This window comes from Clostridium sp. AF23-6LB (genome assembly GCF_003461085.1).
GTDB lineage: Bacteria > Bacillota > Clostridia > Lachnospirales > Lachnospiraceae > Coprococcus > Coprococcus ammoniilyticus.
On the sequence record NZ_QTWK01000001.1, the window covers coordinates 103,373 to 127,602 of the forward strand.

The 24,230-nt window shown below is 40.4% G+C and carries 17 protein-coding genes and 1 riboswitch; of the genes, 5 read left to right on the forward strand and 12 right to left on the reverse strand.

Annotated elements, in window-relative coordinates; genetic code table 11:
* Positions 1-134: 134 nt before the first annotated feature.
* Positions 135-266: riboswitch (FMN riboswitch) on the reverse strand.
* Between the two features lie 33 nt (positions 267-299).
* Complete coding sequence (ribD, locus tag DWY07_RS00440; RefSeq protein WP_117821920.1) at positions 300-1,394, reverse strand: bifunctional diaminohydroxyphosphoribosylaminopyrimidine deaminase/5-amino-6-(5-phosphoribosylamino)uracil reductase RibD; 1,095 nt, start codon at positions 1,392-1,394, stop codon at positions 300-302.
* 123 nt (positions 1,395-1,517) lie between these two features.
* Here ribD and DWY07_RS00445 point away from each other — a divergent pair, with 123 nt between their 5' ends.
* Positions 1,518-2,024, forward strand: coding sequence for a YqeG family HAD IIIA-type phosphatase (locus DWY07_RS00445; protein ID WP_117821921.1), 507 nt, complete (start codon positions 1,518-1,520; stop codon positions 2,022-2,024).
* 136 nt (positions 2,025-2,160) lie between these two features.
* On the opposite strand, the gene DWY07_RS00450 is transcribed toward DWY07_RS00445, so the two are convergent.
* The gene (locus DWY07_RS00450; RefSeq protein ID WP_117821922.1) at positions 2,161-4,233 is read right to left on the reverse strand and encodes a hypothetical protein; all 2,073 of its coding nucleotides are present in this window, start codon (positions 4,231-4,233) and stop codon (positions 2,161-2,163) included.
* Between the two features lie 183 nt (positions 4,234-4,416).
* Positions 4,417-6,195 carry a mutS domain V protein gene (locus tag DWY07_RS00455; RefSeq protein WP_021944366.1) on the reverse strand — a complete coding sequence of 593 codons (1,779 nt, stop codon included), beginning with the start codon at positions 6,193-6,195 and terminating at the stop codon, positions 4,417-4,419.
* Positions 6,196-6,487: 292 nt separating this feature from the next.
* Here DWY07_RS00455 and DWY07_RS00460 point away from each other — a divergent pair, with 292 nt between their 5' ends.
* The gene (locus DWY07_RS00460) at positions 6,488-6,904 is read left to right on the forward strand and encodes a hypothetical protein (protein WP_117821923.1); all 417 of its coding nucleotides are present in this window, start codon (positions 6,488-6,490) and stop codon (positions 6,902-6,904) included.
* 77 nt (positions 6,905-6,981) lie between these two features.
* On the opposite strand, the gene DWY07_RS00465 is transcribed toward DWY07_RS00460, so the two are convergent.
* Genes DWY07_RS00465 through DWY07_RS00475 form a run of 3 tightly spaced genes read right to left on the reverse strand, consistent with a single transcriptional unit; the run spans position 6,982 to position 9,792 of the window.
* Positions 6,982-7,860, reverse strand: a complete 879-nt coding sequence (locus tag DWY07_RS00465) for a hypothetical protein (RefSeq protein ID WP_147340229.1) — start codon at positions 7,858-7,860, stop codon at positions 6,982-6,984.
* Positions 7,861-7,914: 54 nt separating this feature from the next.
* Complete coding sequence (locus tag DWY07_RS00470; protein WP_117785438.1) at positions 7,915-8,805, reverse strand: TPM domain-containing protein; 891 nt, start codon at positions 8,803-8,805, stop codon at positions 7,915-7,917.
* On the reverse strand, positions 8,806-9,792 hold the full coding sequence (locus DWY07_RS00475; protein WP_117821924.1) for a hypothetical protein: 987 nt from the start codon (positions 9,790-9,792) through the stop codon (positions 8,806-8,808).
* A 222-nt stretch (positions 9,793-10,014) separates the two neighbouring features.
* Between DWY07_RS00475 and DWY07_RS00480 the strand changes: the two genes are divergently transcribed.
* Positions 10,015-10,266 (forward strand): chorion class high-cysteine HCB protein 13, encoded by a 252-nt coding sequence (locus tag DWY07_RS00480; RefSeq protein WP_117785440.1) that lies wholly within the window; start codon positions 10,015-10,017, stop codon positions 10,264-10,266.
* On the opposite strand, the gene DWY07_RS13120 is transcribed toward DWY07_RS00480, so the two are convergent.
* The gene (locus DWY07_RS13120) at positions 10,263-10,427 is read right to left on the reverse strand and encodes a hypothetical protein (RefSeq protein WP_173783371.1); all 165 of its coding nucleotides are present in this window, start codon (positions 10,425-10,427) and stop codon (positions 10,263-10,265) included. The genes DWY07_RS00480 and DWY07_RS13120 overlap by 4 nt on opposite strands.
* Before the next feature lie 109 nt (positions 10,428-10,536).
* Here DWY07_RS13120 and DWY07_RS00485 point away from each other — a divergent pair, with 109 nt between their 5' ends.
* Together DWY07_RS00485 and DWY07_RS00490 are read left to right on the forward strand one after the other, a co-directional pair.
* Positions 10,537-11,148, forward strand: a complete 612-nt coding sequence (locus tag DWY07_RS00485) for a hypothetical protein (RefSeq protein ID WP_021943384.1) — start codon at positions 10,537-10,539, stop codon at positions 11,146-11,148.
* A gap of 77 nt (positions 11,149-11,225) precedes the next feature.
* Positions 11,226-11,483 carry a hypothetical protein gene (locus DWY07_RS00490; protein ID WP_021943383.1) on the forward strand — a complete coding sequence of 86 codons (258 nt, stop codon included), beginning with the start codon at positions 11,226-11,228 and terminating at the stop codon, positions 11,481-11,483.
* 218 nt (positions 11,484-11,701) lie between these two features.
* On the opposite strand, the gene leuS is transcribed toward DWY07_RS00490, so the two are convergent.
* The 5 genes from leuS to DWY07_RS00515 all read right to left on the reverse strand — a co-directional run bounded on the left by leuS (position 11,702) and on the right by DWY07_RS00515 (position 24,230).
* The gene (gene leuS / locus DWY07_RS00495) at positions 11,702-14,119 is read right to left on the reverse strand and encodes a leucine--tRNA ligase (RefSeq protein WP_021943381.1); all 2,418 of its coding nucleotides are present in this window, start codon (positions 14,117-14,119) and stop codon (positions 11,702-11,704) included.
* Positions 14,120-14,210: 91 nt separating this feature from the next.
* Positions 14,211-14,768, reverse strand: a complete 558-nt coding sequence (efp, locus tag DWY07_RS00500; protein ID WP_044946272.1) for an elongation factor P — start codon at positions 14,766-14,768, stop codon at positions 14,211-14,213.
* Positions 14,769-14,983: 215 nt separating this feature from the next.
* Complete coding sequence (gene aroE / locus DWY07_RS00505) at positions 14,984-16,345, reverse strand: shikimate dehydrogenase (protein ID WP_117821925.1); 1,362 nt, start codon at positions 16,343-16,345, stop codon at positions 14,984-14,986.
* A 227-nt stretch (positions 16,346-16,572) separates the two neighbouring features.
* A complete protein-coding gene (locus DWY07_RS00510; RefSeq protein ID WP_117821926.1) occupies positions 16,573-23,391 on the reverse strand; it encodes a DUF5057 domain-containing protein in 6,819 nt (2,272 codons plus the stop codon).
* A gap of 14 nt (positions 23,392-23,405) precedes the next feature.
* Positions 23,406-24,230 (reverse strand): prepilin-type N-terminal cleavage/methylation domain-containing protein, encoded by an 825-nt coding sequence (locus DWY07_RS00515; RefSeq protein ID WP_021943480.1) that lies wholly within the window; start codon positions 24,228-24,230, stop codon positions 23,406-23,408.

Here is a 24,230-nt window from a genome sequence, read left to right on the forward strand (position 1 = left end):
TTGTTTGTTATGAAATGTTGTTGCAGATTTCTTTAATATTTTTTCATACAACAGCATATTGTAAAACATTCAACTACACATTCCATCATGTCCGTATTCATGTTTTAATTTCAATTTGCTATTGAAATTCTCTCTGCATTCTTCTTTCATCCAGACTTTACTGTCGGCTTTGGATTCTCACCAAATCATGCCTTACGGCTCGCGGGCTCACATAGATTACTATGTATACCGCCGGTGGGGAAATGAGCCCCGCCCTGAAGACTTCAACATGGTTATATTGGCACAGTTTGTTATGTTTGTCAAGCTGTTATCTGAAAATACTGAAGCATAATATCTGCTCCAAACCTCTGAATGGAACCAAGCTCAAACGGATAGGATTCTGCCGGTGATTCTACTCCCACACCACCGACCGGCGTATAGCCTGCACTTCCACCAAAAATCTTCGGTGCTATATAGACATCGACCTCTTTTACAATGCCTGCTTTTAATGCACTTTCATTTAAAGTGCCTCCACCTTCAAGCAGAATTCCGTCTATATTTCTTGCTCCGAGCTGTTTCATCAGTTCCTGCAGATCCACATGACCATCCACACTCTCCGTCTCGATGATCTCAACACCTGCCCCGATCAGCTTCTGCTTCTTATCTGCCTGATCCTCTGACTGTATGGTTGCAAGAATCGTCGGTACTTTCGATGCTGTTCTAACGATCTGGGAATCCATTGAAATCCGAAGTCTGCTGTCGCAGATAATTCGAACCGGATTTCTTCCTCCCTCTATCCTGCAGGTAAGCGACGGATCATCTTTTATCACCGTCTCGCTTCCGACCATGATACCTGTAAGTGCATTTCTCTGCTCCATTACATGGGCTCTTGCTTCTTCGCCGGTGATCCATTTACTCTTTCCACTGTATGTTGCAATCTTCCCATCCATAGTCATTGCATATTTCATTACGACATATGGTGTCTTATTTACAATATAATGGAAAAATACCGGATTCAGGCTGTCACATTCTTCTTTTAATACATGTGTGATAACTTCAATTCCTGCATCCCGTAGTATCTGATATCCCTTTCCAGATACAAGCGCATTCGGGTCATCTGATCCGACATAGACTCTGCTGATCTTATGCTCGATGATCGCATTCACGCACGGAGGCTGTTTGCCATAGTGGCAGCAGGGCTCCAGCGTCACATACATTTCCGCGCCCGCTGCGTCCTCTGTCAAATGTGCAAATGCATCCCTCTCCGCATGAAGCTCTCCGTATCTTCTGTGATATCCCTCACCAATAATCCGCCCATTCTTTACGATCACTGCTCCAACCAGCGGATTCGGATTTACCGCTCCGATTCCTTTTTTTGCCAATTCAATGGCTCTCCTCATATATGTTTCCTGCATACTGTCTAACCTCGTATTTCCTATCTGACAATTATCTGTTTCTTATATACTTCCTGTATATTTCTTGACAAATCCGTTTTACACTATTTATAATTTTACTATCTTATACTATTGGAGTTTAACATGTTTCAGAAATTTTATCCATCAGAATATTATACATCAACCTATGTCATTGATTTTGCCGAATATTATAAAAAGGGCTATCGCGGCATCTTATTTGACATCGACAATACCCTTGTTCCCCATAATGCTCCGGCAACAGAAGAAGCAATCAGACTTATCCAGAAGTTAAAAGAGATCGGATTTGGTATCTGTCTGGTATCCAATAACAAAGAGCCCAGAGTTGCGGAATTCAACAAGCCTTTGGATGTAAAGTACATCTATAAAGCCGGAAAGCCAAAACGCACCGGTTACCAGAAGGCCATGCAGCTTCTTGGTACTGATACAGCAAATACCCTCTTTGTCGGCGATCAGTTGTTTACAGATCTCTGGGGCGCAAATAACACCGGTATCACTTCACTGTTAGTGATGCCCATCGACAAAAAAGAAGAGATCCAAATTGTCCTGAAGCGGATCCCTGAAAAATGGATTTTGCATTCCTACCTGAAAAAACATCAGATTGTACGGTAAATCAGGCAGGCATGTTCCATAAAAATAGTATCAGTTCTCATTTTTCTAACAATAAAGAGGTATACATTTCAGATCTAAGTTTTTCATCTGGAATGTATACCTCTTTTTATTTGCTCTTATTGTCTAAGCTTTTATACTAAACTAACATATCCATATTCAGACGTTTGATTACCTGGAAGGATTTTGCACGAAGCTCTTCTGCATCAAACTGTGACAGCATGGTATCTTTGTCCCACTTTGTCTTCATCAGTGCATTTAACAGATCTTCGATATACGCCTTTACATATTTTACATTTTCTTCCGACTTGTCTTTCAGAAGAACTACGATGTTATCAATTGCTTCAATCACACCGGACTCCTGCTGCTTTACAGGTGCCTGACCTGATTCATCAGATAACTCGATAACCTTACCTGTCTTGGTAATGATTACCTTCTTATTCGGAGAGCTTGCAGCCTTTGAAGTTCCCTTCTTGTCAAGCATTCTGTGAATTACTTTTACAAGACATGCAACAGCATAAGTTGCTTCTTCTGCAGTTGGCTTCTCAAGCCCCTTGTCATTATGCTGATTCCATAACCACTCAGACTTACACAACATTTCTTCTACAGATGCATCACGTAGTAATCTTGCAAGGTCTGCATCAGCCGCTGAGCTTTTGTTCTTTCCGAAGAAACCACCACCGGATGTCTGTGTCTCCTGACCGTACTTTGCAGGCAATACAATCTTTGCATAAGTTTCCTGTAAATACTTCTTTGCTGTATTCAGATCATATCCTGAGCTGATGATCTGCAGCTTACCACCGCCAAGTCCATTAACGATCATATCTTCAGCAGCCATAAATAACAGGTGCTTCTGTCTGTCGTCGATCATCTTCTTGATCTCATAGTTGGTCTTGCTCTTCTCAAGGATTGAATTCTTACGAACCTTAAATGCCTTGATCTTTTCCTTTACACTGAAGAACTGCTTCAGAAGATTTGGATTTGCATTTACATAATTATTGATCCATGTTAATTCAATGTACTGATGCTCGATCTTATTTGAAATCTCATATACATTGTATCCGTCAAATACAACATTTAATGTTGTATAGAGAAGTTCAAGCATCTCATACTTTTCTTCCCATGAACGTGTTGACATATCCTGATTTACGATTGCCTTGATACCACATTCGTAGAATACAAGGTTATATTCATACAGACCTTCAAAGATATTTGTCTTGCCATTCAACTGAGAACCGGTTCCAAGTGTCTGAAGATTCTTCTTCATCTCCGGTTCATCCTCGATATATTTGTATACCTTCTTGATAAATCCTGAAACCTCAGCAAGAAGAGTATCGATCCTCTTGTTGTAAATCTCCTGCTTGGAGATAGCAGATACAACGCTTCTGGACAGTACACTTGTACTCTGTGCACTGTTACAGTTACGAATCAGCTCCTTGAAATTCTCATATACCGCAAGATTGTCAATTGGAATGTATTCTGCATTTAATCCGTAGAATTCAAATGCTTTTCCATAATTCTTGTCATTGATATATGCATTAAACAAGCCAATGCTGAACTGAATCTTATAATCATTTCCAACATGTGGATCTTCCACTACATAGTCAAAGAGAACTTCCAGATTGTTGATGTATGCATCTGATTTTGCTGATGAAAGTGGGAGTCCCATCTCCATTACAACATTGATCAGATCCAGATATCCCATCACTGCCTTATCAAAGTTCTTTGGTCTGTCGTCATCCTCTAAGATCTGATAACTTACATTGATAAGTAATGGTGCGATACGCTCGCCGATCAGCCGCATAGCCTCCGGGAACTTCTCTGTCTGATACAGATAGATCAACCAGATGCTGTATCTGTAAATACCAGTTGCACTGATAGGTGCATCGATGTCTGATGGATCAATATCACCATAAATAAATTTAAATAATGGCTCTATCCACTCTTCAATCTCATAACGTCCGGTTGCCTTAATATTAAAATCAACGAATTCAGCAAGCTCATATAACTTTGTACACTGAGCCTTTACTTCATCATCAACCATCATGGATGATAAATCAAAATTACTGTCTTTCAGATAATCAATAACAAGTGCATAAAAACCGTCCTCAACCTGCTCGTTCAAAAATCTGATCAGTAATCCTTTGTTATTGGATGCTGCTATGGATAGAACATTATTATCATTGTCTGATGCAATGTTAGCTGGTAGCATATTCTATTCCTCCTTTTTTGTCTATTCTTTGTATGCTTTCGATAAAATTTCCTTCATATTTATAACTATATCACAAAACATTTTACTCTTCAATCAGTTTTTGGTAATTTCTACAAATCGTCATTGTGCATAATTGCTGAAAATACAAATCCTATGAATTGAAAATCGTTTTGTCAGTATTTACTAATCAAGTCCTGCCATATGAAGGATTGCCATCGCATTTGTCGTTGTACATCTGCCATCCTTCTTCTTATAATCAAACTTTAACTGATCACCTTCATAGTACTCCTCAAAATGATAATTTGCTGCCGGCACTCCGCTCTCACTCTTCAGCTCACACAGTTCAAAATCGTGCGTAGATACAAGTGTCATGGAATGATCATCCGACAGCTTTCGGATCACCTGGGTTGCTCCTACAATACGGTCTGCCGAATTTGTACCTTTAAATATCTCATCGATCAGACATAACATCGGCATTTCATTCTTCTTATATTCAACCATCGACTTGATCCGGAGTATCTCTGCATAAAAGGTTGATATACCATTACTGACATCATCCGTCACGCGCATGGATGTAAATATCTTCATGTAATCTGCATGCATTTTCTCTGCGCATACCGGAGCTCCGGCATATGCAAGGATCAGGTTGATGCCAAGGGTTCGTAAAAATGTTGTCTTGCCGGACATGTTAGAACCGGTAATGATCGTAGCTCCCCCTTTAAAGGCTGCATCATTTGGAACTACCTTCGACGGATTGATCAACGGGTGACGCAAATTTTCTGCTGATACTTCTACTTTCTCATGTCTTGTCACCTCCGGATAGGACACCTCTCTGGTACGGGCAAGTACTGCAAAGGATAACAATTCCTCCATTCTTGAAATCGCATGGATCCAGTCCTTCACCTGACTGCCATACTGGTCTCTCCACTTATCCATCATAATTCCAAGATGAAAATCCCATAAAAACAATCCACATAATACCTGATGTACGATTGGATTATAACGGATATTGAATGCTGCGCTGATACGCTCCAGCTTCTTTACAGCATTCAGTGCTCCGGAATCTGTAGAGATTGTATTCTTGATATCATTCAACAACTCTGAATCAAATGTTTCACCGGAGACCAGTTCAAACATCCGGATATAGTCATTGATCACATATCCAAATGAGATCATCGGCATAACCGCCTGTCCTGCAACACCTGATGTGATCCATGCAAACAGCAAAACTACAAAAAAGGAGATCAGGGAATATCCCAGATTGACTTTTCCCATAATACCCAGAATCAGAAGCACGATCGTTATCAACGGAAGCAGAAAACGAAGCACTTGGAAAATCTCCGGTATATGATCATCACTGGTACAATAGGCAACAAATTCATCGGATGAATATTTTTTCTTCTTTCCGGTTTCTGACTTCACACACAATGTCTCAAAGTCCATGGAGAAGTCATGCTTCTCTGCAAGCTCCTGTATCGCGATCTGACGTTTCGTTCTGTCCTCTGCCGCAAATTCAGGCTGTCTTAACGTTTCAGCAAGCATCTGCCTGCCATCCTCTGTTCCTGCCACACAGATAAACTGATAGATGGAATTCTTTCCCATAATATCCAGATCCTTTGCTACAAGATCATCATCGGTCAGATACTCGGAGCCATCTTCTGCGAACTCCTTCCAACTATCATCATAACGTTTCATATACCGCTCATATACGATCACCTTTGCTTTCGTATATTCCAGTTCCTCATTCAGCTTACCATGCCGGAACACCAGCAGTACAAAAATAACGACAGCCACGATACCTACTGCAAGAAACGGTATATTGGAATCATATAGTCCGACGATCAGTCCGCCCAGCATCACAAGGAACATCAGGAACCGGATTGTACCAATATTGGAATAACTATGTTCCAGCTCCTTCTGTCTCTTTTTTAAATCTTCTAACTCTGTCTTAAATCGACCCATTTTTCTTCCCCCTCTGATCTCTGCTATTTTTATTTGTTCTTAATTTTATCTTCATATATGTCCTTTCAATCCTCTTCCAGGAAAATCCTCACGCTGATCAATATACGATCATATATCTTTCAAAACTATAGCATACTTCATCTTATCAGGCAAATGTTAAAAGTTCGTGAAATCTGCCTGCATTCCCTTTTTGTTTATCATTGTTTTCTTGCTTTTTCCGTGTATACATATTAAAATTATGGAAACGTTATTTATAACGACTTTACATCATATATAAAGGAGATTATGTATTATGGGAAAAGGTAAATTATTCAAAGCCACTGCTACGATCGCTGCGATCGGCGGTGTTTGCTATGTATTCCGGGATAAGATTAAAAATTCTACTGTATACCAGTCATTGGATATGGATGACAAGGTAGAGAAAGTAAAAAATACGATTAAAGAAAAAATGCCTGCAAAGGAAGAACCGGAGCGTAATTATTTCTCTTTAGATGATGCTCCTGTGGAAGGAACAATCGATCAGCAGTCAGAAAACACCTCTGACATTTCGGCAGATAATGCCAAACCGGAGGAAACAGAACATTCCACTGAAGAAGCAGCCACTGTTACAGAAGAAATTGAAAGCCCGATTCTTTATGAAAATGAAGGCTTATCCGATGTATCAGAGGATCTCGATGTGATCGAAGAACAGGACAAACTGGATGTATAAGCACATCACCAAATGATTGCTTTGCAGTATAGCTATTAAAAAACGGGGCAGACCCAGTAACACTCCACTGTGTTATCCTATCTGTCCCGTTTTTTCTTTTGTATATATGGCAATATTGTATCCAGGATCTTCTCATCATGAAAATCATGCTCAAATATTGCACCATTTGCATTTGAAATGATCAGCTTGTACACATCCCGCGGCGGCATCCATGGCAGTATTTTCTTTGTTTCCTTATGTCTGGAAACCACATCGATATCCCGCAGCACAATGATATCCGTCCGGAATGGGGTCCAGATTACCAGATATTTTCTGGTCACATAACAATTTCCTGTTTCATAAACCAGTGCATCATGCAACTGACGGTTAATATCTCCTGTTAACAGCTTCTTGTCACGATATCCTTTCATCTGACGAATCTGTGGATGCTTCCATGGATAAAACCAGTATACAATTCCCTCAATGATCGATAATATAATCACTGCAAATGCAATGATCAACGCAGCCTTTACGATCATATAAAATGTCTTTGGATAATCCACCTCACTGATCAGATAATCGTATGTGATAGTCTCTAACTGCTGCTGTTCGATTCCTACACTCTCCGCACATTCTGACAATATATAATTATATGCCGCAGGATCCTTCTTCAACTGTCCCTGCACCAGATAATCACAGATGATCGTCTCATCACTGTCAAGCAGAACAACCATAAATTTACCATTTACCCAGACATAATAATAACCGCCTACCCGTTCTCCATCTATCTCATAATCGTATCCCATATAGGTCAGCTTCTGAAACCGCATTTCTACATTAGTGGTGCCTGCATCATATAAGACTCCTAATTGCTGCGGATCATCCACATGATAAAAATCCAGATTATTCAACAGATGAAAATGCCGCATACCGCCAACGATCAGCAACATGATCACGATCGTAGGCAGTAATGACATTCCTGTATTCTTTAATAATAATATATTTAACTTCTTGTTCTCTAGCATTTCGTTTTAAAAATGGCTTCCGCCACCACCGTGGCTGCCGCCTCCTCCACCGCTGCTGCCGCCTCCGCCGCTGCTGGATGATTCGATCTTAACACTGGTAACTTCCTTGCGGACAAATATATCCCTTCTGTCCAGTACCTGCGCATTTCCATTTACATATGTATTCAGATTAGTTGTCGTTTCGCCTGCCTTCTTTGACATATTCGTTATAAAGAATATAGCTCCACAGATCAACACCAGAATCACAATATAAAATGGGGGAATCTTCAGGCCGCCACCACTGGAGCTCTTCATACACTGTACCGCCCCCTGGATCATAGTTGCAAACCCCTTCTCTGCATCCTCTCTCAGGTACTTGCCACCTTTCTCTGTTAGGCTGGATGCTTTGGAATCACTGATCCTTGCTCTGACTCTTGTTCCTGTTGTGCTCATCCATACATCACCAGCTTCATAATTTGCAGCTATAATGATGCTGTCGCTTGGTACATAGCCATCGCTGGTGCTCCGGTTACTTTGTGGGTTGTATTCCCAGTTTTCCCAACCAAAGCGTTCCTGCTCACTGAAGCTCTTGGCAACTGTCTTGATTGCCTCAAATTCTTCATAATAAGTATCGTCCATATAAGTACCGAACATACTCTGTGCCTGTGCATTATCGATCGTCATTACAACGATATCCATGCCTGTTTTGTCTTCCCATTTTGCAATCTTTTTTTCCAGTGACTGTTCCTCATTGCCTGTCAGTTTATCTGCATAATCAAACACACGCTGATCTGTCCTGCATTCCGTATTACTCCGTGCATCATGCTTCAGATTGCTGTTTGAAACGATCAGTCCCATGATCATAAATACAATACCGATCGCAAATAATATAAGAACTGTTATCCTGAATTTTTTCATTTACAACACCTCCAGAAGCATAGCAATTCCACTGGCACAAGCCGCAACCGATGCAGCAAATGCTGCTGTCAGTCCGATTGCACGGCTGACACTTCTTGGCGGAGTTCCAACACACTTTCCAGTCTGGCCATTTACATAAAACATATAATTCTGTCCTTGATACCGATATTCATAAATCCACACCGGCATCAAAGCAAATTTATTTCCAAGCAACTGATTATTGGCATTCATGTTTTTAGTCAACAACGAATTATATCCACTGGCTTCACTTTTTGCCCACTCCATGGATGTATCGTTGATCTTTTTAACCGCACGTCCGGATAACTGATCTGGGGTATAATTATAAACCTCTGCCTCAAAGCCTGACATGAACTTATTATCATGCTTTAACAGCGCATCATATCCATAAGGCTCCATCAGGTCCATAATTCCATCCGGCATCTCGACTGATGCATCAACCGGAATTCCGTTGTATTTGATATGCAATTTCCGGTATACATCAAAATAAGATGTCTCCGTGTATCTCCTGTCTCCGGATGTCCATGTCCGCACCTTCGTACCAATTGCGGTATAATCAACATTGGAATCAAAATCATATATCCAGAATGGAACATATACTCCCCGAAGCTTTTCCAGTGTCTTTGTCGATAAAAAGTCCGCTGGCAGGAATAACTTTTTTCCAAATTCTTCCTTTAGCTTCTCTTCTGCCAGATGTTTTGAAAACTTAAATGGCAGGATCATATCCGGTCCATACGGATACACCACAAAGTCATCTCTGATCAGAAATGTACCACAGGCTGGACATTTTCCTGCTGAACCATATTCATTCCGATATGTGATCTGTGATCCGCAGGACGGACAGATCATCGGTGTCTCCGACGGTATACTCTGCTCACAGTCACTTCCACCACAGCTCAGGCATTTCATATGTCCACTTTGTGGATCAAATACAACATTTCCACCACAGTTTACACATTTATAAATCATACTGTTATCTTCTCCTGTTTTTACCCCTTTATAAGCGCTTTTGCGTTCATTATTTCGTGAGCATAACTCACTCAATGCATTCGAAAAATCGTCCTTACAAGCAAGCGATTTTTCACCATTATATCATATCTATGGTTTTTTCGTATATTGTTTTTGTATTTTTGTCACATTTGTCTTTCCCCGGAATACTCTATAGCATAAAGAAAATTGGAGGTATTTACCATGAGTGATTTATCAGCAACACAGTGCGGTTGTGGAAAAAATGGAATGTTTGGTTTTGGTGGAGGCAGCAGCTGCTCTTGCATCATCATCCTTCTTCTTCTCTTCTCCTGCTGCGGAAATGGTTTTGGAAATGACTGTGGCTGTGGCGGCGGAAGTAATGGCTGTGACTGCATCTGGATCATCCTGATTCTCCTTTGCTGCTGTGGTGGATGCGGCAATGGAAATGACTGCGGTTGTGGCTGTGGATGCTAACAGCAACCATTCCCTTTCATTTCAAAATGATGCGGGAACATATGAAATGCGATCAGTGACCATTTCACCAATATAACAAGCATGCTACCGGAATTGTCCCATGCCTTACCGCTGGCAGTTCCGGTTATTCTTGCAGCATCCATTTTCTGTTTATTATGCATAATTACACCTGACTATTCATAAATAACACTATGAAACTTATAACAGAAAACGGGTAACCGGCTAACCATCCGGAAACATCCGTATCACAGTACTCATAAGGAGGTTTCCATGAATCAGATTCCGCACTCCCATCCACTTGACAAATTAATATCGGATGACCGTCTGTTTCTTCTGGAAGCAATCCTACCCTTTGTGGAAGGACCTATGCGCATGCCACTCGTTATCTATCTGAAAATGATGGAACTCCAACAGATCATGCGTGTGATCAACAATCAGTCCTATATCCGTCAGTGTGATTTCAACCGTGATCTTCATAATCAAAATGATATTCTGGCATCGCTGGCCCAGTGTGGCTTTCCGGATATCGCCGATCAGATGAAAAATATGCAGCAGGCAATGAATATGATGCAGGTTATGAATGCCATGAACCGGACCGATTCTGAGTTTCCGGATTTTCAAAGCATTTTCCAGGCTTATGACCAAACCGTTCAAGCTGAACCGGATAACACATCTATATCCACAGATACAGAATATACAAATAATAATCCGTCCATACAGGGGAACAGAACAGATGAGAAAATTCACGATTCCTCCACACATGAAAACACGAAAAATACCAGTACGACTGATCAATCATTATCCCAACATAGCGACAATTCCATAGATCACATCATGCAGTTGTTACAGGAATACGACACGAACACCCGGTCTGCAACCTGACCGGTCATTATAGATTATAAATACATATAACCGGAATCAAAATAAATCCTATAAAACAGAAAGGACGATCCATTGCCATGAATCAATTTGAAAACGATCCCCGTCTGAAAAACCTTATGCCCCTGAAACGTCAGATTATTCTGGAACTTGCAAACGGTTCCCACAATGCTACTATGGAACAGATGTTTCCTCAGATCATGCAGTTAAACCGGGAGCTTCAAAAACGTAATCTTTCTTTCTCAAAAGAGGAATCCAATCTCATCATGGATATTATGATGGAACAGGCTTCCCCTGCTGAACGCCAGAAGATCGCCATGTTTCGTAATTTCCTGTAAAATATAAATAAGCAGCTTTGCCTGCCTTGCAGGCTCACTGCTTATTTTGTATTTATATTTATGAAATAATATGATTTCTACGTTCTTCGAACTCCCGAAATCATCCCACAACATGCGCATTCCGAGCATCCGCTCTACATGCTTATGTTGTTTTTTCCGTCAAATAAATAAGCAGCTTTGCCTGCCTTGCAGGCACACTGCTTATTTGCTTGACAGATTTATTTCATCACAATGTTTACAATTCTTCCCGGTACATAAATTTCTTTTACGATATTGCCAGTCAGCTTGTCTGCGATAGCTTCTTTTGCCTTTGCAATAACATCATCCTTTGGATCAGCCTTATTGATTGAAAGAGTTGCTTTCATCTTACCATTGATCTGGACTGCAATCTCTACTGTAGACTCAACAGTCTTTGCCTCATCAAATGTTGGCCATGATGCCTGATAAAGATATCCATCGTAACCAAGAATACTCCACATTTCCTCTGTGATATGTGGTGCAACCGGATTCAATAATGTAAGGAGTGTCTTCATCTCACCCTTTGTCACTGCATTCTTCTTATAGAAATCATTTACAAGTGCCATCATAGCAGCAATAGCTGTATTATACTTCAGATTCTCAAAGTCAGTTGAAACCTTCTTGATCGTCTGATGCATCTTTGTCTCCATATCCTTAGAGTAAGCATCACCATCTACTACGATATCCTGCAGTTTCCATACTCTCTCAAGGAAACGACGACATCCCTTTACACCATCATCTGACCATGATGCAGCAAGATCAAAGGCTCCAATGAACATCTCATATGTTCTTAATGTATCTGCACCATATGCATTTACAATATCATCCGGATTTACAACATTTCCTCTGGACTTACTCATCTTCTCGCCATTCTCACCAAGGATCATACCATGGGAAGTACGCTTCTGATATGGTTCCGGTGTAGGAACAACGCCCTGATCATACAGGAATTTATGCCAGAATCTGGAATAAAGCAGATGAAGTGTTGTATGCTCCATACCACCATTGTACCAGTCAACCGGCAGCCAGTATTTTAATGCTTCCTTGCTTGCAAGTGCCTCTGTATTCTTTGGATCCGTGTATCTCAAGAAATACCACGATGAACCAGCCCACTGAGGCATGGTATCTGTCTCACGCTTTGCAGGACCTCCACAACATGGGCACTTCACATTTACCCAATCCGTCATAGCTGCAAGTGGAGATTCTCCATTATCCGTCGGCATATAGCTCTCTACCTCCGGAAGCATCAGCGGAAGTTCACTTTCATCAAGAGGTACATAGCCACATTTATCACAATGAATGATCGGAATTGGCTCGCCCCAGTATCTCTGACGGGAGAAAACCCAGTCACGGAGCTTATAATTAACTTTTGCCTTACCGATTTTCTTTTCTTCCAGGAACTCGATCATCTTCTCTTTTGCATCTTTTACCTGTAAACCATTTAAGAAGCCGGAATTGATCAGAACACCTGTTGCAACATCTGTAAATGCTGCTTCATTGATATCTACTTCTTCTCCATCCTTTGCTACAACCTGAATCAGCGGCAGATTGAATTTCTTTGCAAATTCCCAGTCTCTTTCGTCATGTGCAGGAACCGCCATGATCGCACCTGTACCATATGACATCAGTACATAATCGGATACCCAGATCGGGATCTCTTTCTCATTTACAGGATTGATTGCTACCAGACCATCAATAGCTACACCGGTCTTATCCTTTGCAAGCTCAGAACGCTCAAAATCAGACTTTCTGGCAGCCTGCTCTCTGTAGCTTTCGATCTCAGACCAGTTCTTGATCTCATCTTTATATTTATCAAGCAATGGATGCTCCGGTGATACAACCATATAGGTTGCTCCAAATAATGTATCACATCTGGTTGTGTAGATACGAAGCTTATCTTCTTTTCCTTTGATCTGGAAATCCACTTCTGCACCTGTAGAACGTCCGATCCAGTTCTTCTGTGATACCTTCACACGCTCAATATAATCAACAGTATCGAGACCTTCGATCAGCTTATCTGCATATTCTGTGATCTTTAACATCCATTCAGATTTGACCTTACGGACAACCGGTGCACCACAACGCTCACAGACACCATTTACAACTTCCTCATTTGCAAGACCAACCTTACAGGATGTACACCAGTTGATCGGCATTTCTTTCTTATATGCCAGACCTGCCTTGAATAACTTCAGGAAGATCCACTGTGTCCATTTGTAATATTCCGGATCCGTTGTATTGATCTCACGATCCCAGTCAAATGAATATCCAAGGGAATGAAGCTGTGCCTTAAATCTTGCTACGTTATTCTTTGTTACTTCCTTTGGATGGATCTTGTTCTTGATCGCATAATTCTCGGTCGGAAGTCCAAATGCATCCCAACCCATTGGATAAAGAACATTATAGCCCTGCATTCTTCTCTTTCTGGCTACAATATCGAGTGCTGTATATGGCCTTGGATGACCAACATGAAGTCCCTGTCCGGATGGATATGGGAACTCAACTAATGCGTAATATTTTGGTTTACTGTAATCATCTGTTGCAGCAAAAGCCTTGTTATCATCCCAGACCTTCTGCCACTTCTTCTCAACAACTTTATGATTATATGCTGTTGCCATGTCATTTCCTCCTGAAAAATGTTTGTAAAGTGTAATAGGAGCCTAATCATATATGACCAGCTCCTACTATCTCTCTTATATTCTGATCGAATTAAACTCTTGAAAGATACTCGCCTGTACGTGTATCGATCTTGATCGTATCTCCTTCATTTACAAATAAAGGAACATAGAGTGTTGCTCCTGTCTCAACTACACAAGGCTTTGTAGCACCTGTAGCTGTATCACCCTTTACACCAGGCTCGCACTCTGTGATCAGTAATTCTACAAATAATGGTGGCTCTACACCAAATACAGAACCATTATGGGAAACAAGCTTACAGATCTCGTTCTCCTTAACGAACTTTAATGCATCTCCGATTGCTGCTTTATTCAATGGAATCTGATCGTATGTCTCCGGATCCATGAAGTAGTAAAGATCACCATCATTGTACAGATACTGCATATCTTTTCTTTCGATATGAGCCTTCTCGCACTTCTCTGTTGGACGGAATGTCTTTTCTACAACACCACCACTCTTGATATTCTTAAGCTTTGTTCTTACAAATGCAGCACCTTTACCAGGCTTTACATGCTGGAACTCTATAATCTGATAAATATTTCCTTCAAATTCAATCGTAACACCATTTCTGAAATCACCTGCTGAGATCATCTCTGCCATAATTTTCTTTTCCTCCTTAAGATATGAACTTCTTGTGACATTTTATAATATTCTACAGAATATTTCAACTACTTTTTACCAATTCACGGATTCCCGGACGATTGGTGGCCGTGATATGTCTCTTTCATAAGTCGCTTACGCTCTATTATTTTAAAAACAAAACATTGCGTATTAGTTTTTGCTTTTAATTAAGTACATAGTTTATACTATATTTTGCTTATTATTTCTTCCACTATATGCTCAGGAGTCAATTCTGTGACAGGGATTGTCAGATCTGCCGCACGTTCATATAACGGGGTGCGGTAGGTTAAGAGATCTCGTACCTTTTGTTCCGGATTGCCGCCTGCCAGAAGTGGTCTGGTGTTGTCACCGGATAATCGTGATATGACTTCTTCCGGAGTGATCTGTAAATAAACGACTGTTCCAAGAGTTGCAAGCTCTACAGCATTCTCCTCTCGAAGCGGAAGTCCTCCGCCGGTCGAAAGTACCGCGTGTGTCAATGACGTATTTAATTCTTTTAATGTATCTGTCTCCAATTGTCTGAAATATGCTTCGCCCTTTTTACTGAATAATTCTGCGATCGTACAGCCACATTTTTCTTCTATATACTGGTCAGTATCTATAAATGTATATCCATATTTTTCAGATAAAAGCTGTCCAACTGTTGTCTTTCCGGATCCCATAAATCCTGTCAAAATAATATTATCCCGTGTTTTTTTCAACAGTTTCTGATAGATCATATCTGCTGTTTTCTCATCCACCGATATATCATTCCACAGTTCATATGCAATTATTCCTTGATATAACAGCATCTTCAGACCATTATAACTCTTTGCTCCTGCCTGTCTGCACAAAGACATAAATCTGGTACAGAATGGTTTATAGATCAGATCAATTCCCACTGATACCATCTGGTAAAATGCCGAATCTTCAATTATTACCTCATCACTATGCGGATACAGACCCTTTGAAGTTGACTGGAATACAATATATTTTTTCTCCGGAAGTTTGTGATAGTCTTGAATGCTCATAGCAGTCATATTCTGCTTTCCAAAGAAATCATTCATATGATCTGCGATTGCCTGTGCTTTCGATACCGTACGGTTTAAGATATATACATGTCCTGCTCCATTTGCCCCACACATATAGGCTACAGCCTTTGCAGCTCCGCCGGCTCCTAAAATAATGACATCATGCGCATCAAGTTCTACTCCATAAGATCTCACCTCACGAAGAAGCCCCAGCATATCCGTATTATAGCCTTTATATCCATTTTCTGTCCGCACCAGGGTATTAGCAGCACCGATCGCCTGTGCCCCTTCATCCAGCTCTGACAAATATTTCATAACCTCATTCTTATGCGGTACAGTCACATTTAAGCCCAGAATATTCAGTGCATAAGCTCCTTTCACTGCCTCTCCAAGGTCTTCTGCTTTTGTGTGAAATGGTACATACACATTATTTAGTCCAAGTGTTTCACTTAATGTATTGTGGATCAGCGGCGACATTGTATGCTCTACCGGATCTCCTAACAGACCAAGCGTTCTTGTCTTTCCATCTATCATCATTTACCTCTTCTCCTTATGATCTGTCTTAACCAAAATGGCTTATTTTTTTCTCTTTCTTCCGCTCATATACATATGTCCTCTCACCGCATTATGTAATAAAAAGGAAACATTAACATAGTAGCATCTTCTGTTTGTTCTTACAAGAATTATTCCAAATATACAGAAATAAGGCGGACATTACTGCCCGCCTTGTAATATATAAGATTGTTTGTCAATTCTTATATTTGTTAAGCCAATACAAATTTTTTCGTATAAGCTACATCATTTGCTGCAACCTGAATTGCACTATCTGATTGTGTCAGATTGAACAATGGATCAGATGCTTTTACCTTGATCATTGTATAGATCGGTTTTGTCTTACCATTGTAGTATACTTCTACAACTATGTAGGTGTAGTTTCCACCATATGGTGCGAACAGTTCATCTGTTGGCTTCAGGTTATTGGAATCTGTAAACTTATCCTTAATCTGTATCTTCTTTGTCGATGCACTATCTTCCACAATGCCTGCTTTTTCCTTATCGGATGCCGGTGTATTCCAGATCATACGATCTGTACCCTCTGCATATGCTGGACGATTGTTTGCCATATCTGTATCATCATAATCCAGATCATAGTATACGTTAATTGCATCCACTGTTACATCATTTGGAACATTGATCTTGAAGTCGAATTCCGGTGATGTTGTCTTATCTGCTACTTCATCCAAATATACGGTCTTACCAATTGACTCAGATATCTCTTCGTCCTTTGCCATTTCTTTCTTGAAATCTGTATCAGGATCATAAACATATAATGTAGGTTTTTCCTTTACTGCTTCTGCACTGTTTACAATAACGTTGATGAAGAGCTTTCTTTCATCATTATTTCTTGTTGTAGGACCTGTAACCGATCCATGACCGGCTCCACAGTATGTAATTGCTCCGTTACCATAAGATGTTGTGTAGATGTAGTAGTTCTCCATTCCATCATATGGATCTGCTGCATACAGGGATGATCTCTTCTTCGCATCACTTGAGTTGTTAGAACCTGCCAGTGTATACCATACAGTTACATCGCCTGCTTCCAGATCAAGTGCATATACCTGCTGATGTGTACCTGAAATATTCAGGGAATCACCAATCTTGTATGGATACAATGTGATCAGACCTTCATTTAACTGTTTTGCCTTTACAGTCTGTGAATTTGCTGACTGATCAGCTGTTGATGATGCTGACCATGCTGTCGCACTCTGGAAATCACTCTGTGCATATACATATGGTAAGGTGTATGTTGCACCACCGCCACCATTCTTATCATAGTACAAACTGGTCATTGACAATGCACTTACATACATTCCAATGTTTCCAACCTTGTTATAGCTGGATGCGATCTGTGTCATATTAGCATTAATACTGTTTACAAGACTCTTTCCTGCGATTGAATTATTTACATATGGTGTAAGATAATACAGGTCAGCGTCCTCCGACTTGTATGCCAGTGATGTATTCTTGTCTGAATACGTTGGCTTGCCGCCCTCCTGATAAATGTATCCTGAGGTTCCAGCCTTTGCTTCTGTCTTTGTAAAATATCCGGTATCTACACCGCCCCAGTCGTTGATATATGAATACTGGTCATATGTTACTGCATCCTGATAAATGTATCCGGACGTTCCTGCTGTAGCTTTCTTTTTATAGAATGTACGGGTATAATTTGCTGTTAAATCCATGTAAGCATTATCTTTTTCCCATCCATTCAACGGACCCTTCCAATCATGTGTTGTTCCATATGATTCCGGCTCATAAATATATCCATCTTCTGCCAAAGTTCCCTTTATCATTCCGGCTGGTGAACCAGATGAATTCTGCTTTGTATAGATATATCCATCTTCTGTCAATGTTCCCTTTACAAGGCCTTCCCGTGTAACACCTGTAACATATCCGTCATTTACGACCTCATATGTGTTGGCATTATTTGTAAGATCTACATGGAATCTGTTCATTCCAACAATATCAAGTAATGACTTTGTCAGATTAACAGCACCTGCATCTGCATACGGTGTCATTGTGTCATGGAAGAAGAATAAATCTCCACCATTTGATACATAATCCAGAATGTATTCACAAGTACGCTGCTTCAAGTCTACCTTGAATCCACCAAAAGAATCAGATGGACCAAGAACCAGAATTGAATACTGCTTCTTCATGAAATTTTTACCATAAGAACGTCTTAAATCTTTCTTATACACATCTAATGCATCTAATTCTTTATCCTTTGCATCTCTGTACTTCTCATACAGTTCTACAAATTCACTGCCGAACATTGTAGATGAAATCTTTCCGCTGGCAAATGTAATATCTGTATTTGTACTGTATACAGGCCAGAATACCATATAGTACTCACCGGTATCGATCGTATAATTAAGGAGATCGATCAGGTCACTGTTTGAAACAGATGACTTGAAACCACCAAGGAACGTATTATAAGTACCTCTTGCTCCATAATTTGTAGAACCTGTATATGTGCCCTGTAAGGACTGAATAGCACCCTTGATGTAGCTATCCAGGTCTTCTTTTGGCTTAACGGTCTCAGATACATATTTGTTATAAGCTGCCAAAGCAATTGTTGCATCTGTTGCATACTGCTTCTTGTTTCTACCTTCTACTGTACCGCCATTCTCCAGCTTATCTGCCTCTTCTACCCAAGTATCCAGACAGTCATATGTGTCTGCCTGATTATCCTTTGTTGTAAAAGCAGCTTTATCAGCTGAAGCTACTACCATATCAAGACTGATATCGTAATCCTCTGCTAAGGTATCTGCAAAATTTGAAAGATAATCATCATTACCCTTCTGTGAACCATAGAACAGATCTGTGTCATATGGAACGATACCAAAACGATTCTCATGACGTCCCAGACATTTATACTGTGCAACATCTGCTGTATCAAGTGCTGTCTGATTTGCATAGGTGTTATACTTCAGAATCTTATGTGCTGTCTGTGACTGAATATCAAAGTACAATGTATCTGTTGCTCCCCAGGATGTTGCTCCCTGTCCTTCTGACATGGTCTGAACCTGTAAAACATTGATATCACTGATTCCGTCTGTGTTGTTTACGATCTTGCAGATACCACGCTCTTCTGCAATGATATTATCCTTACTATCCATAATAAGGATCTGCCAGTATGCAGAACCGAAGAAATCCTGATCCAGTGCAATATTTACTGTCTTATTCTTTACTGCAGAACCGGATGTTCCTGTTGATGTATCTATATCACCTGTTACATAATAGTCAATCGTCTTATCATGATCAAACTGTGTATTCTTATTCTTGTCAATACAGATTGAATATTTATAACTCTTTTCCGATCCTGCTACAGAGAAGGTAAATGATAAATTGGTTGTCTTCAGATATGTGCTTGTAATACCCTCTGAATATTCAACCGGTGCACTTGTAACTGTAAGACGCGCTCTTGATGTAGACTGTTTAACAAGATTGTTAATCGCTGCATTTGTATCCTCTGAGAATACTGTTGCATACGACTTGATAGCCGTCTCATCTGTTGCATCCTTATACCATGTCTTCTGCTGTGCCTCTGAATCAAGCATTGTCTGCTTTTCAGCAATCTTATAAGTGTACAGTGTATCACCATACTGCTTATTTGAATTATCAATCTTCTGTGTATCGGTTGCATCTACGCCCCATAATACATTTGTTCCTTTGGATCTTCTGTTATTGATCACATTCAAAAGGTCATACATTCTGGATGATGGATCCAGATAGAAGTTCTTTCTTTCCAGCTTGCCTGCATTATACCAGTAGCCCTGACTCTTCTGCGCATCTGTAAGACCATTGCCGTCTGCATCTGTTCCATTTACCTTTTCAAATACCGAAGTCAGTTCATTGCCAACCATGATCGGTCTTCCAAGATTAACGTAAGATACAAGCTCATCATACTTATTCTTTGTCAGGTCATTACCATTTTCAACAACATATGTTGTCTTATACTTTGTTGAGCCAATCACCGGTGTTGCCATAAGCTCAGAACCTGTGATTGATCTTGTCATCTTGTAAGAACCGGTACCACCCATCTCCTTCAGAACACCTGTATGGTAATACATAACAAATGTAGGAATTGCGGATACTAACTGTTCTGCGCTTGGTCCGATATAAGCAAATACACTGGAATCGTATATCTTACTCAGATCTCTGTCCAGAGCGCTGATATCTCCACCGATATATACAAGGTCATATGTAGCAGCGATATCATCTGTCATACCGATCAGTGCCTCTGATGAAACCTGTGTAAGCTCAATATCTGAATATGAGATACCATCGATCGCATATGCAATCTTTGCCTTCGTCAGATCAAAATCATAATACTCACTGCCCGGTGAAAGCTCCTCCACTGCATAGCCCTCAGCTACATCCGATGGAACGGTATAATAATTACCATAGATTTTTTCTCCGTGTGTATTGGTACCATTTGTCCATGCACCGGATCCATTCTTAACCGATGAAGATCTTGCGAGTTCTTCATCAATTGGATAATCCGGCTGAATTTCCAGAACTCTGAATTTATTATCACTGCCTCTTCGGTATACACCGGCATTGATAATATCTGCGATCACCTTTGCTGATGGACTGTTGATAATAATCTTATCTGGATCACCTGATCCACCACCATTATTGTTTCCGGATCCAATACCGTCTCCGGCTTCACTGCTTGCGATTACATACACACCCTCTTCTACTGCTGAACATAACTTCTGGTATGCTGAATCACCGATCTCATCTTTATAATCACCTGATTCAATAAAGATAAAATCATACTCTGTAAAATCAATTACATTCGTTCCTGTAACTTTTGGCAACAGGACATCATTTTTATACTTTTTATACTGAGCATCTACATAAGCATATACCTGTTCTGATGTCTCAAAGATAAGATCATCTGTATATACATCTGTTGTATAGTTTGTCGGATCTGCTGTACACTTGTCTGCATATTCTTTATATTCATCGCAGTCATTTGTGTAGTCGTAAGCACCATCTTTGCTTTCTCCCTTTACAGAAACGATGAAATCATAGCCATTGCTTCCGATCACATAATCCTCGGTAATTGCATCCGGATTCGTTGCCGGATCAGAGCCATCGCCTGTGCCGGTGTTATCGCCTGTGCCGGAATTATCGCCTGTACCTGCATTATCACCTGTGCCGGAATTATCGCCTGTGCCGGTGTTATCGCCTGTGCCGGAATTATCGCCTGTACCTGCATTATCACCTGTGCCGGAATTATCGCCTGTACCTGCGTTATCGCCTGTACCGGAATTATCACCTGTACCGGAATTATCGCCTGTACCTGCGTTATCGCCTGTGCCTGCGTTATCGCCTGATGTATCAGAATCATCTCCATTGTCTTCATATGAAGATGGATCCACTGTTGCCTCCAAAAGAACACTGTAATCATAATCAGCATTTACTTTAGGAAATCCATATTCATATGTATAGATACCTGTCTCTTCATCATATGATCCATTTCCATCTTCACCGGTTGTAAGTTCACATGCCAGAACTGTACCATCTGTATTACCAGCCAGTTTGCTTGCTTCTCCCTTTGGAGTTACAACCAGATAAACAACAGAGCCTGCAAGATCTCCCTTAGACTTGATCGTACCGGTAATCTGCTTTGCAGCAACATCCTGGAAATAAGTCTTAGCAAGATCATTTGCTGTATACTTTGCTCCCTTTGAGCTGTCAACCGCATTTAACAGATCCTTACTCTGAATCTGATAGATATTTGCTCCACTTGGAACGAACTTATAACCCTTACCGGCATAAGCATCACTTGTAAAGTCGCTGTTTGGAGCCTTTACTACTGACTCCCATATCTGTTTCTTGCTGTTATAAACATAATTTTCAGCAGAGCACTGCGGTGCATCATTCTTTGATGCCAGTTCTGAGAACATACTGTTTGATGTACCGTCTGTGATCACCAGAACATTTGCATTATCAAATTTCCATTCATGTCTGGAACCTGATATGCCCTGTGTATTTCCAGATATCTTTGCGTATGCAGAATCGACCTTATCGGTCTTATTATTTAAGAAGTTTTCCATCTTATCATCTGTATACCATTTATAATATCTGTTCTTATTGATATAATCCTTTCCGCCTTCTGTTGCAGAACGTTCAGCAGTCAGAATAAAGTCCGATATTGTCTTTGTGGTATTTGTCATTGGATCTGACTTGTTACCACTTGCTTCTTTATAAAGGACATTGAAGAAACCAGGTTCTACACAGAGAACATTATCTGTTCTTCCCTTTAATGTCTTTGTTACATATTTGTATGCCAGAGATCCCATACGATACTGGTCATTATTACCTGTGATCTTTTCAGGCTCCGCTGTACATAATGCATATCGATCAAAGATGATCGGATGCTTTCCTGCATATACATCCAGCCAGTTATATAAGCTCTCGCTGATATCTGTACCGCCTGCAGCATAATCATTTGCTGTTGTTGCAACGATATAGATAAAATCCGCATTTGCAAGTATTTCCTGTGCCTCTGTACCCATGCCGTTCAGATCACTGACTGTTTTTGTCGTCAACTGAACTGCACCCGGTGCCATATCATCTTTAATATTCTTATAACCATTGAAAACTGCATATCTGAAGTATTCTCCATCATATACATATTTCCACAGATCAGATGTGCCTTTATATCCTGCTTCATCACTGATCTTTCCTGAGTAACCGGAAGCAGTCACAATCTCTGTCATTGATGTATCTGCTGTTGCATAAGATCCCAAACCATCCGGAAGGATCTGAACAATGTGATACTTATCCTCTCCTGTCTTCTTCAGACTGGAATCGTTTGAGTTAAGAATCGCCTGATCAATGTTTGAGCTGCCCACCAATGTTGAACTGCCACTTGTGTCCGCTTCACTTTTTTCAACAGGAGTTCCAGAATTAGCCAACGTAAAGTTTACGAATATAGCACATACTATAAGTGTAAATATTATCGCTACAGATGATAATACTACTTTTCTGTTCTTAAACACTATTTCTTTCCTCCTTAATCCCATGTATGCTTTTTAAGCACATATGAATTTCGAATGCCAACAACACCATTTATCTTATAAGATGCCGCCGTTGTTGAATCTTCAAGTTCCAGTGTAATTGCAATACTGTCCTCGTCCGGATTGATCTGTAATTTGAAATCCTTTACATCCTTACAAAGAACAGTGCCATCTGCTTCACTTGCATCAGTGATTCTATCTGATTGCGGTGTTTTAAACACATAAAGCTTTTTTTCGGTCTTATCATATGTGATCGTACAGGTCGTGATAACACTGTCACCGTTACTCTGTAATGCAGATGCATAATCTACTTTCAGATATAACTTCCCAGAATCATCCGGAATAATATATGTCGTGTCATCTGTCGATGGTGATGTGACATCACCAAACGACTTCATATCTGCAATATCATAACATGGACCCTTTGGTGTAAGACCAGCTCCACCCGCTTTCTCGATATAAACAGTACGTCTTCCAATACCACCAGCAGACATTAATTCACCTCCGCTGCCCTTTGTATCTGTATCATCCGGAACAATAAATACTCCGGAAACCGGGCTGTAAGATGTGACGCCCGCTGATGTAGTAGCCACATATGCGCTTCCCAATATCTTCACATCAGTCGCACCCATGATCATATCTGATATGGTATCATATGTTTCACCGGCTTCGTTCTGTATTTTCTTTCTATTTGTCATCTTTCTATTGGAGGATACCACTGTACCAACAAGTGAGGTTACCGCAACCATGAACACACTTAAAATTCCAATGTACAGTACTAATTCAATGAAAGTGAAACCTTTATTATTATTTTTCTTCAC